Raw genomic sequence first — 10,292 nt, 5'->3', positions numbered from 1 at the left:
CGAGCTGCCGGTCGCCGCGCGCTTCGCGGGCGGCACGCTGGACGTGCCGGCCGGCGCGACGCTCGTGCTCGCGCGCGACGACGCGCAGTTCACGCTGCGCGTCGAGGCGCACGGCGCCTGAGCGGCACGCGAACCGTATCCCGGGCCGCTGGTTTGCACCGCGGCCCGTTTGCATAGTTGGAATCACGCACACCATGACCACCGACACCACTGGCCGCACCGGCAATCCCGCTGCGGCCGCGAGCCCCGACCGGTTCCGCTACGGCTTCCTGAAGGGCAATCCGCAGCTCACGAAAAACGGCGAGCTGAAGCACCTGCTGTCGATCGAGGGCCTGCCGCGCTCGATCGTCAATCACATCCTCGATACGGCCGAGCAGTTCGTCAGCGTGACGGACCGTGAAGTGAAGAAGGTGCCGCTGCTGCGCGGCAAGTCCGTGTTCAACCTGTTCTTCGAGAACTCGACGCGTACCCGCACGACCTTCGAGATCGCCGCGACGCGCCTGTCGGCCGACGTGCTGAACCTGAACATCAATGCGTCGTCGACGAGCAAGGGCGAATCGCTGCTCGACACGATCAACAACCTGTCGGCGATGCATGCCGACCTGTTCGTCGTGCGTCATGCGTCGAGCGGCGCGCCGTACCTGATCGCCGAACACTGCGCACCGCACGTTCACGTGATCAACGCAGGCGACGGCCGTCATGCGCACCCGACGCAGGGCCTGCTCGACATGTACACGATCCGTCACTACAAGCGCGACTTCACGAAGCTGCGCGTGGCGATCGTCGGCGACATCCTGCATTCGCGCGTCGCGCGCTCCGACATCCACGCGCTCACCACGCTCGGCGTGCCGGAAGTGCGCGCGATCGGCCCGCGCACGCTGCTGCCGGGCGGCCTCGAGCAGATGGGCGTGAAGGTGTTCCACAACCTCGACGAAGGGCTGAAGGGCGTCGACGTGATCATCATGCTGCGCCTGCAGAACGAGCGCATGAGCGGCGCGCTGCTGCCGTCGGCGCAGGAGTACTTCAAGACCTGGGGCCTGACGCCCGAGCGCCTCGCGCGCGCCGCGCCCGACGCGATCGTGATGCACCCCGGCCCGATGAACCGCGGCGTCGAGATCGACTCGCAGGTCGCAGACGGCCCGCAGTCGGTGATCCTCAACCAGGTCACGTTCGGCATCGCCGTGCGGATGGCGGTGATGGGCATCGTCGCCGGCAACAGCGACTGAGCCCGCTTTCGCGCATCCTGATCCAGGCACTCAACGCATTCAACGCATTCACAGACAGCGCATGAAGATTCATATCAAAGGCGGCACGCTGATCGACCCGGTCGCCGGCACCGAACGGCAGGCCGACGTTTTCGTCGCGGACGGCAAAATCGCCGCGATTGCCGACACCGGCACCGCCGCGCCGGCCGGTTTCAACGCCGGGAAGACCATCGACGCATCGGGCCTGATCGTCGCGCCCGGCCTCGTCGACCTGTGCGCGCGGCTGCGCGAGCCGGGCTACGAGCACAAGGCGACGCTCGCGTCCGAGATGGCCGCGGCCGTCGCGGGCGGCGTCACGACCCTCGTTTGCCCGCCGGATACCGACCCCGTGCTCGACGAGCCGGGCCTCGTCGAGATGCTCAAGTTCCGCGCACGCAACCTCCACCAGGCGAACGTGCATCCGCTCGGCGCGCTGACGGTCGGCCTCAAGGGTGAAGTGATCACCGAGATGGTCGCGCTGACCGAGTCCGGCTGCGTCGGCTTCACGCATGCCAACGTGCCGGTGCGCGACACACAGGTGCTGCTGCGTGCGCTGCAGTACGCGAGCACCTACGGCTACACCACGTGGCTGCGCCCGCAGGACGCATTCATCGGCCGTGGCGGCGTTGCCGCGAGCGGCGCGCTTGCGTCGCGGCTCGGGCTGTCCGGCGTGCCGGTCGCGGCCGAGACGATCGCGCTGCACACGATCTTCGAATTGATGCGCGTGACGGGCGCACGCGTGCACCTCGCGCGGCTGTCGTCGGCGGCCGGCCTTTCACTCGTGCGCGCGGCGAAGGCCGAGGGGCTGCCCGTGACGTGCGACGTCGGCGTGAATCACGTGCACCTGATCGATGTCGACATCGGCTACTTCGATTCGCAGTTCCGGCTCGACCCGCCGCTGCGCAGCGAACGCGATCGCGAAGCGATTCGCGTGGCGCTCGCCGACGGGACGATCGACGCGATCTGCTCCGACCACACGCCGGTCGACGACGACGAGAAGCTGCTGCCGTTCGGCGAAGCGACGCCGGGCGCGACGGGGCTCGAGCTGCTGCTGTCGCTGACGCTGAAGTGGGCGGACGAGACGCGTACGCCGCTCGCGCAGGCGCTGCGCCGCATCACGTCGGCGCCGGCCGACGTGCTGCAGCTGCCGGCCGGCCGCCTCGCCGAAGGCGGCGCGGCCGACCTGTGCGTGTTCGACCCGCGCGCACACTGGCGCGTCGAGCCGCGTGCGCTGAAGAGCCAGGGCCACAACTCGCCGTTCCTCGGCTACGAACTGCCCGCCTGCGTGCGCACGACGCTCGTCGCCGGACAGATCGCGTTCGAGCGCCCCTGAACCACGCCGGACCTTCGCCATGATTGCCCTTCGCAAGCTGCGTCTCGTCTTTCACCTGTTGCGCGGCATGGCGATCGTCGCGCTGCGTTTTTCGCACGTCACGCCCGCGCGGCGTGCCGAGATGACGCGCCGCTGGTCGCTCAAGCTGCTGCGGATCTGCGGGATGCGCCTCGTCGTCCATAACGACGGCGCGCGGCTCGATGCGAGCGCGCTCGTGGTCGGCAACCACGTGTCCTGGCTCGACATCTACACGATCAACGCGTGGCGGCCGACGCCGTTCGTGTCGAAGGCCGAGGTGCGGCAATGGCCGGTCGTCGGCTGGCTCGCCGAGAAGCTCGACACCGTGTTCCTGCAGCGCGAGAAGCGCACCGAGGCGATGCGGGTCATGCACGAAATGGCCGAGCGCCTGCGCAACGGCGGGCTGATGTGCGTGTTTCCGGAAGGCACGACGACGGACGGGCAGGAACTGCTGCCGTTCCATGCAAACCTGTTCCAGGCCGCGGTATCGGCGGGCTGCGCGGTGCAGCCGATCTGCCTGATGTACGAGGACGCGCAGCGGCGGCAGTCGGTCGCGCCGGCCTACACGGGCGAGCTGGCGCTCGGCAAGTCGCTCGACATGGTGTTGCGCGGCGGCCCGATCGTCGCGCATCTTTACGTGTGCGAGCCGATCGCGCCGGGCGGCGACCGGCGGGCGACGTCCGCCGCGGCGCGCGATGCGATCGCGGCCGCGCTCGCGACGCTGCAGGAGAGGGTCGGCAAGCCGTCGGCCGAGTCGCTCGCGGAACTGGCGAAGCATGCGTATCCGGCGACCGAGGTCGGCACCGGTGCGGCGCGCAACGAGGCGGCCGACGCGCCCGTGCCGGGGCGAGAGGGCTGACGCGTCGGGGCCGACCCACGTCCGGCCCCGCGAATCAGTCTTTCGTCACTCTCCGCCCGGTGAGCGGCACGCTTCGCACTGCACCTGCGTGACCGTGCGCTGCGCCGGATCGGCCGTCAGCCGCACGGCCGACAGCTGGTTACCCCATACACATCCCGAATCGAGCGCGACGACGTTCTCGCGCAGCATCAGGCCGAGCGCGGCCCAGTGTCCGAACACGACCGTCACGTCCTCCGTGCGGCGCCCCGGTACGTCGAACCACGGCAGGTAGCCGGGCGGCGCGCTGTCGAGGCCGCCGTTCGCCTTGAATTCCATCGCGCCGTCGGGCGTGCAGAAGCGCACGCGCGTGAATGCGTTGAACGCGACGCGCATCCGGTCGCGTTTCTTCAGGTCGGGACTCCATTGATTCGGCTCGTTGCCGTACAACTGCTGCAGCGTGTCGCGCCAGTCGGGCGCGCGCAGCGCGCGCTCGAGTTCGTCGGCGAGTTCGAGCACCAGCGTGGTGTCCCACTGCGGCAGCACGCCCGCATGCACGAGCAGCATTCCGTTTTCCGCATGCACGAACGGGCGGTGGCGGACCCAGTCGAGCAGCGCGTCGGCGTCGGGGGCGTCGAGGATTTCGCCGATGGTGTCGCCCGGGCGCTCGGTGCGCAGGCCGGCGGAGACCGCAAGCAGGTGGAGGTCGTGATTGCCGAGCACGACGGTCGCGCGCGGGCCGAGGTCGACAACGGCGCGCAGGGCGGCGAGGGAGCCGGGCCCGCGGTTGACGACGTCGCCGGCGATCCAGAGCGGAGTGTCGGCAGGTGGGGACAGCTTGTCGAGCAGCGACTGGAGAGCGGAATGACAGCCCTGGATGTCGCCGATGGCGATGGGGGTCGAATGCATGAGGGTCGGATCGTGAGGAATCGGGTGAACTGAGAAAAAAGTCGCATAAACACAGGCGTAATGCAAAGGTCGTTCCGCATCGGGCCGTCCGTGAGGCATGCGATTTTTCGTGACGCAAAGGGCCGGGGCGCTGTATCAAGTTGTTAGCAGCGTGGAATTGACGTCGACTGGATTCCTATAATTGACATTTTCGCTCCGAAATTAACATCTCGTGACTTTGCCGGTCATGGCGACCGGTTAAAATGCCGGGCCTGATCGGCCGAGACTTGGCCACTGTGACATGACAAGAAGTGCGACGAGCGCCTGCCAGGCGCGCCGCACACTATTACTAGAGGAAGCTTCATGATCCTGGTTACCGGCGGCGCGGGTTTTATCGGTGCCAATTTCGTACTCGACTGGATGGCTGCTTCTGGTGAGGCCGTGCTCAATGTCGACAAGCTGACCTATGCAGGCAACCTGCGGACGCTGGCACCCCTGGACGGAAGCCCGGATCATGTGTTCGCCCGGGTCGACATTTGCGATCGCGCAGCACTTGATGCGCTGTTCGCCGAGTACAAGCCGCGGGCCGTGATCCACTTTGCCGCTGAAAGCCACGTCGACCGCTCGATCCACGGGCCGGCCGATTTCGTGCAGACCAACGTCGTCGGCACGTTCACGTTGCTCGAGGCGGCACGCACGCACTGGAACGGGTTGAGCGACGTGGAGAAGGTGGAATTCCGCTTCTTGCACGTGTCGACCGACGAGGTGTTCGGATCGCTGTCAGCGACCGATCCGCAATTCTCGGAGACGACTCCGTACGCACCGAACAGCCCCTATTCGGCGACGAAGGCTGGTTCCGATCATCTGGTGCGTGCGTATCACCATACGTATGGCCTGCCGACACTCACGACGAACTGCTCGAACAATTACGGCCCGTATCAGTTTCCGGAGAAGCTGATTCCGCTGATGATCGCGAATGCACTCGCGGGCAAGCCGTTGCCGGTCTACGGCGATGGCCAGAACGTGCGCGACTGGCTGTACGTCGGCGACCACTGCAGCGCGATCCGCGAAGTGCTTGCGCGCGGCGTGCCGGGCGAGACGTACAACATCGGCGGCTGGAACGAGAAGAAGAATCTCGATGTCGTGCATACGCTGTGCGATCTGCTCGACGCGGCGCGGCCGAAGGCGGCGGGTTCGTATCGCGAGCAGATCACCTATGTGAAGGACCGCCCGGGCCACGACCGCCGTTACGCGATCGATGCGCGCAAGCTCGAGCGCGAGCTCGGCTGGAAGCCCGCGGAGACGTTCGAGACGGGGCTCGCGAAGACCGTACGCTGGTACCTCGAGAACCAGCCATGGGTGGACGAAGTCGCGTCGGGCGATTACCGCAGGTGGGTCGAAACCAATTACGCGCAACGCACGTGAGGGCTTGATCGATGGCACGCAAAGGCATAATCCTCGCCGGCGGCTCGGGCACGCGACTGTATCCGATTACCTACTCGGTGTCGAAGCAGTTGCTCCCGGTGTACGACAAGCCGATGATTTACTACCCGCTTTCGACGCTGATGCTCGCGGGCATTCGCGACGTGCTGGTCATTTCGACGCCAGCGGACACGCCGCGCTTCCAGGCGTTGCTGGGCGATGGCTCGAAGTGGGGTATGAACCTGCAGTACGCGGTCCAGCCGTCGCCGGACGGGCTCGCGCAGGCGTTCATCATTGGGCGGGACTTCATCGGCAACGATCCGAGCGCGCTCGTGCTCGGCGATAACATCTTCCACGGCAACGATCTCGCCAAGCAGTTGCTCGCGGCCAACGCGCGCGCCGAAAGCGCCACCGTGTTTGCCTATCATGTGCAGGACCCGGAGCGTTACGGCATCGTCGAATTCGACGACCAGATGCGCGCGCTGTCGATCGAGGAAAAGCCGCTTCAGCCGCGCTCGCGCTACGCCGTGACCGGTCTGTATTTCTACGACAACGATGTGTGCGACATTGCGGCCGACATCAAGCCGTCGGCGCGCGGCGAACTCGAAATCACCGACGTCAATTCCCGTTATCTCGCGGCGGGCAAGCTGCAGGTGGAGATCATGGGGCGCGGTTATGCGTGGCTCGATACGGGCACGCACGATTCGCTGATGGAGGCTGCGGCATTCATTGCGACCTTGCAGAAGCGCCAGGGCCTCGTGGTCGCGTGTCCGGAGGAAATTGCATACCGACTGGGCTGGATCGACGCCGAGCGCCTCTTGGAACTTGCCGCGCCGCTTGCCAAGAACGGGTACGGGCAATATCTGAAGAACCTACTGACGGACAAGATCCTATGGCAATCACGGTAACTTCCACGGCAATTCCAGACGTCAAGCTGATCGAGCCGAAGGTCTTCGGCGATGCTCGCGGGTACTTCTTCGAGAGCTTCAATCAGCGGGAATTCCGAGAGCAGGTTGCGGATGTCGAGTTCGTTCAGGACAACGAGTCGCGCTCCGGTAAATCGGTGCTTCGCGGGATGCACTATCAGATCAGCCATGCGCAGGGCAAGCTGGTCCGCGTCGTCGAAGGCGAAGTTTTCGACGTTGCCGTCGACCTGCGCCGTTCGTCGCCGACGTTCGGAAAATGGGTCGGCAGCGTACTGTCCGCGGAAAACCACCTTCAGATGTGGGTGCCAGCCGGATTCGCGCACGGCTTCCTGGTGATGTCCGAGACAGCGACGTTTCAGTACAAGACGACCGATTTCTGGTACCCCGAATTCGAACGCGTGCTGCTGTGGAATGATGCGCAGGTCGCCATCGACTGGCCGCTCGACCGGGATCCGGTGGTCGCGCCGAAAGATCTCGCCGGTACCGTTTTGGCGGATCTGGAGACCTACGCATGAGGATTCTCGTGACCGGGGCGAACGGGCAGGTCGGGTGGGAGCTCGTCCGCGCGCTGCAGCCGCTGGGTGAGGTGGTCGCAGCGACTCGCCACGTCGTCGATCTCGGCGACGCGGCTGCCGTCGACGCATACGTCGACACGCTCGCGCCCGATCTCGTGGTCAATGCGGCCGCCTATACGGCTGTGGATCGTGCCGAGGACGAGCCCGAAGCCGCTTTCGCGGTCAATCGCGATGCGGTGGGCGCGCTCGCGCAGGCGGCACGCGAGCGCGGCGCATTGCTGATCCATTTCTCGACTGACTATGTGTTCGACGGAAGCAAGCGGACACCGTATGTCGAAAGCGACGCGGTGTGCCCGCTGAACGTCTACGGCGCGAGCAAGTTGGCAGGCGAACAGGCCATTGCCGATGCCGGCGGAGACTGGCTCGTGTTCCGTACGTCATGGGTGTACGCCTCGCGCGGGCAGAATTTCCTGCGCACGATGCTCCGGCTGGGTGCGAATCGCGAGGCGCTGTCCGTCGTTAGCGATCAGTTCGGCGCGCCGACGAGCGCGCGCATGATCGCCGATCTGACCGCGCACGCTGCGGCAAAAGCGCTTGCCGAGCGTCGGGCGGGATCGTTCACGAGCGGCCTGTACCACATGACGGCGCAGGGCGAGACGACCTGGCACGCGTTCGCCAAAGCCATTTTTGCCGGCGCCAGAAGACTGTCCCCACAGATCGATCTGGCGATCCGGGAGGTGAAGCCGATTCCTGCGGCCGAGTATCCGGCGAAGACCGCGCGTCCGACCTTTTCGGTGCTCGACAACACGCGGTTCGACGAGCGTTTCGGATTGCATCGACCGCAGTGGTCGGACGGGCTTGCGCTCGTCCTCGCGGAACTGTTCGATGCCTGATGCCGCCCGGTTCGGGCGGCGCACATCACAATTCATGCCGCGTCGTTTATGCGGTATGGCTTAGCTAGAGATTGTCATGCGGGAACTCATCCAACCATCACTTCCTATCTGGCGGCATCGCCGCCTGATTCTCCAAATGGCGCGCCGCGAGGTGGTCGGCCGGTATCGCGGCTCGGTGCTCGGCCTGCTCTGGTCGTTCTTCAACCCGCTGCTGCTGCTGACCGTCTACACGTTCGTGTTCAGCGTGATCTTCAAGGCGCGCTGGAACACCGGCTCCGATTCGAAGACCGAATTCGCCGTCGTGCTGTTCGTCGGGATGATCATGTTTCAGGTGTTTTCGGAAGCGGTGAACCGTGCGCCGTCGCTCATCATCAGTAACGCGAACTACGTGAAGAAGGTCGTGTTTCCGCTCGAGGTGCTGCCGGTCGTCGCGCTGCTCGTCGCGTTGTTCCATGCCGGGATCAGCTTTTGCGTGCTGGTGCTCGCGATGGTCGTGCTGGGTTTTCCCGTGCATGCGACGATCCTGTATTTCCCGCTGATCGTGTTGCCGTTCATCCTGTTTACCCTCGGCGTTTGCTGGTTCCTCGCTTCGCTGGGCGTATTCATCCAGGACATCGGCCAGTCGATCGGGCTCGTGACGACGGTGCTGATGTTCCTCACGCCGGTGTTCTATCCGGTGAGCTCGCTGCCGGCCCATTACCAGCGTATCGTCGGCATGAATCCGCTCGCGTTCGTCATCGAGCAAAGCCGAAACGTCGTGATCTTTGGGACCGTGCCAAGCTGGACCGGTGTGTTGTTGATGATGGTCGTCAGTATCGGTGTCGCGGCGCTGGGCTACCAATGGTTTAATCGCACGAGGAAAGGATTCGCAGATGTCCTCTGATCTCGCAGTCAGCGTGAAGGATTTGAGCAAGGTCTTTCATATTTACGATAGCCCGCGGGCCCGCCTGTTGCAGATGTTGTTCGGCTCCCGCAAGCAGTATTACCGCGAGTTCTGGGCGCTACGTGACATTTCGTTCGACATCGCACGGGGCGAAACGGTCGGAATCGTCGGTCACAACGGCTCCGGAAAGTCCACGCTGCTCCAGGTGATCTCGGGGACGCTCGCGCCGAGCGCCGGCAACGTCGAAACGAACGGCAAGGTCGCCGCGCTGCTCGAACTCGGGTCGGGCTTCAACCCCGAATTCACCGGTCGCGAGAACGTGATGCTGTACGGCCAGATTCTTGGGATGAGCGAGGAGGAACTGGAAGAGAAATATCCGGCGATCGTCGATTTCTCCGAGATCGGTGATTTCGTCAACCAGCCGTTGAAAACCTATTCGTCGGGTATGTACGTGCGTCTGGCGTTCTCGGTCGCGATCCACGTCAACCCGGACATCCTGATCGTCGATGAAGCGCTGTCGGTCGGCGACGCGCTGTTTCAGGCGAAGTGCATGGCAGTGATGAAGAAGCTGATGGATCGCGGCACGACGCTGCTGTTCGTCAGCCACGATCCGGGCTCGGTGAAGGCGCTGTGCGACCGGGCGATCCTGCTCGATCACGGCAACATGCTGGCCGTCGGTTCGACGGACCACGTGATCGAGTCGTATTACTCGTCCTACGTCCGCAAGAAGCAGCACGTGATCGAGGACGCCGATGCACCCGCGGCGCAGATCGCCGAGCTCGATGCTGACCTCAACGATGGTGCGGACGAGTTCCAGAAACAGGCGGCGTTCCAGCGGATCCGTAATGGACGCGCGAGCTTCGTCAACGTGCAATTGCTGAACGAACAGGGCCGCGCGACACGCCAGGTCACGTACGGCGACACCGTGACGCTGAGAATGGTCGTGAGCATCGAGGAGGATCTGCCGCTGCTCGCTTTCGGCTATCACCTGCGCGACAAGAACGGGTTCGATATCGCGTACTCGGACACCGGTCTCGAACATGCGCATTTGTACGACCTGCACGCGGGTGAAGTCCACGTGGTCGACTGGACGTTCAAGGTATCGCTGCGCGGAGGTGACTACAGTATCAGTGCGGCGACTTCGGTGCCGACTGACCTGAGCATCGGCCAGGTCGACACGTGCGATCATGTGCCGATCGCCGTGCAGTTCAATGTCTCGCGCGGCACCTACCTGCCGCTGTATGGCGCCGTGCATTTCGACAACAAGGTTCAGACGCGTCTGTTGTCGAAGACGGTGGCCTGACGCAGCGTTGGCCGGCAGTGGATCCGGCGCCG

At 64.8% G+C, this 10,292-nt stretch carries 10 protein-coding genes and 1 pseudogene; 10 read left to right on the top strand and 1 reads right to left on the bottom strand.

The genetic code is table 11. The annotated features are described in order from the left end of the window. From L810_RS28350 to L810_RS28335, 4 genes and pseudogenes are all read left to right on the top strand, one after another. Nucleotides 1-121 (top strand): annotated as a pseudogene (locus tag L810_RS28350) (bifunctional pyr operon transcriptional regulator/uracil phosphoribosyltransferase PyrR); the annotation flags it as partial. A gap of 73 nt (nucleotides 122-194) precedes the next feature. After that, nucleotides 195-1,226: an aspartate carbamoyltransferase catalytic subunit gene (locus L810_RS28345; protein WP_021161731.1), complete on the top strand. Its 1,032-nt coding sequence runs from the start codon at nucleotides 195-197 to the stop codon at nucleotides 1,224-1,226. 61 nt (nucleotides 1,227-1,287) lie between these two features. After that, nucleotides 1,288-2,577 (top strand): dihydroorotase, encoded by a 1,290-nt coding sequence (locus tag L810_RS28340; RefSeq protein ID WP_021161730.1) that lies wholly within the window; start codon nucleotides 1,288-1,290, stop codon nucleotides 2,575-2,577. A 19-nt stretch (nucleotides 2,578-2,596) separates the two neighbouring features. Then, nucleotides 2,597-3,454, top strand: a complete 858-nt coding sequence (locus L810_RS28335; RefSeq protein ID WP_021161729.1) for a lysophospholipid acyltransferase family protein — start codon at nucleotides 2,597-2,599, stop codon at nucleotides 3,452-3,454. A 45-nt stretch (nucleotides 3,455-3,499) separates the two neighbouring features. Here L810_RS28335 and L810_RS28330 read toward each other — a convergent pair whose 3' ends face one another. Beyond that, nucleotides 3,500-4,339 carry a symmetrical bis(5'-nucleosyl)-tetraphosphatase gene (locus L810_RS28330; RefSeq protein WP_042976532.1) on the bottom strand — a complete coding sequence of 280 codons (840 nt, stop codon included), beginning with the start codon at nucleotides 4,337-4,339 and terminating at the stop codon, nucleotides 3,500-3,502. Between the two features lie 342 nt (nucleotides 4,340-4,681). Here L810_RS28330 and rfbB point away from each other — a divergent pair, with 342 nt between their 5' ends. From rfbB to L810_RS28300, 6 genes are all read left to right on the top strand, one after another. Then, nucleotides 4,682-5,743, top strand: a complete 1,062-nt coding sequence (gene rfbB / locus L810_RS28325; RefSeq protein WP_021161727.1) for a dTDP-glucose 4,6-dehydratase — start codon at nucleotides 4,682-4,684, stop codon at nucleotides 5,741-5,743. 11 nt (nucleotides 5,744-5,754) lie between these two features. Continuing rightward, nucleotides 5,755-6,648: a glucose-1-phosphate thymidylyltransferase RfbA gene (gene rfbA / locus L810_RS28320; RefSeq protein WP_021161726.1), complete on the top strand. Its 894-nt coding sequence runs from the start codon at nucleotides 5,755-5,757 to the stop codon at nucleotides 6,646-6,648. Next, the gene (gene rfbC / locus L810_RS28315; RefSeq protein WP_021161725.1) at nucleotides 6,633-7,181 is read left to right on the top strand and encodes a dTDP-4-dehydrorhamnose 3,5-epimerase; all 549 of its coding nucleotides are present in this window, start codon (nucleotides 6,633-6,635) and stop codon (nucleotides 7,179-7,181) included. The genes rfbA and rfbC overlap by 16 nt, the downstream gene beginning before the upstream one ends. Then, nucleotides 7,178-8,074, top strand: coding sequence for a dTDP-4-dehydrorhamnose reductase (gene rfbD / locus L810_RS28310; protein ID WP_021161724.1), 897 nt, complete (start codon nucleotides 7,178-7,180; stop codon nucleotides 8,072-8,074). Before rfbC ends, rfbD begins: the two co-directional genes overlap by 4 nt. A 76-nt stretch (nucleotides 8,075-8,150) precedes the next feature. Further along, nucleotides 8,151-8,957 carry an ABC transporter permease gene (locus tag L810_RS28305; RefSeq protein ID WP_042976531.1) on the top strand — a complete coding sequence of 269 codons (807 nt, stop codon included), beginning with the start codon at nucleotides 8,151-8,153 and terminating at the stop codon, nucleotides 8,955-8,957. Continuing rightward, nucleotides 8,947-10,260 carry an ABC transporter ATP-binding protein gene (locus tag L810_RS28300; RefSeq protein ID WP_021161722.1) on the top strand — a complete coding sequence of 438 codons (1,314 nt, stop codon included), beginning with the start codon at nucleotides 8,947-8,949 and terminating at the stop codon, nucleotides 10,258-10,260. The genes L810_RS28305 and L810_RS28300 overlap by 11 nt, the downstream gene beginning before the upstream one ends. Nucleotides 10,261-10,292: the final 32 nt, after the last annotated feature.

Source organism: Burkholderia sp. AU4i (assembly GCF_000466765.1).
Classification (GTDB): Bacteria; Pseudomonadota; Gammaproteobacteria; order Burkholderiales; family Burkholderiaceae; genus Burkholderia; species Burkholderia cepacia.
Note: the sequence above shows the minus strand (reverse complement) of the source record. Positions and strands in the feature narration are given on the sequence as shown.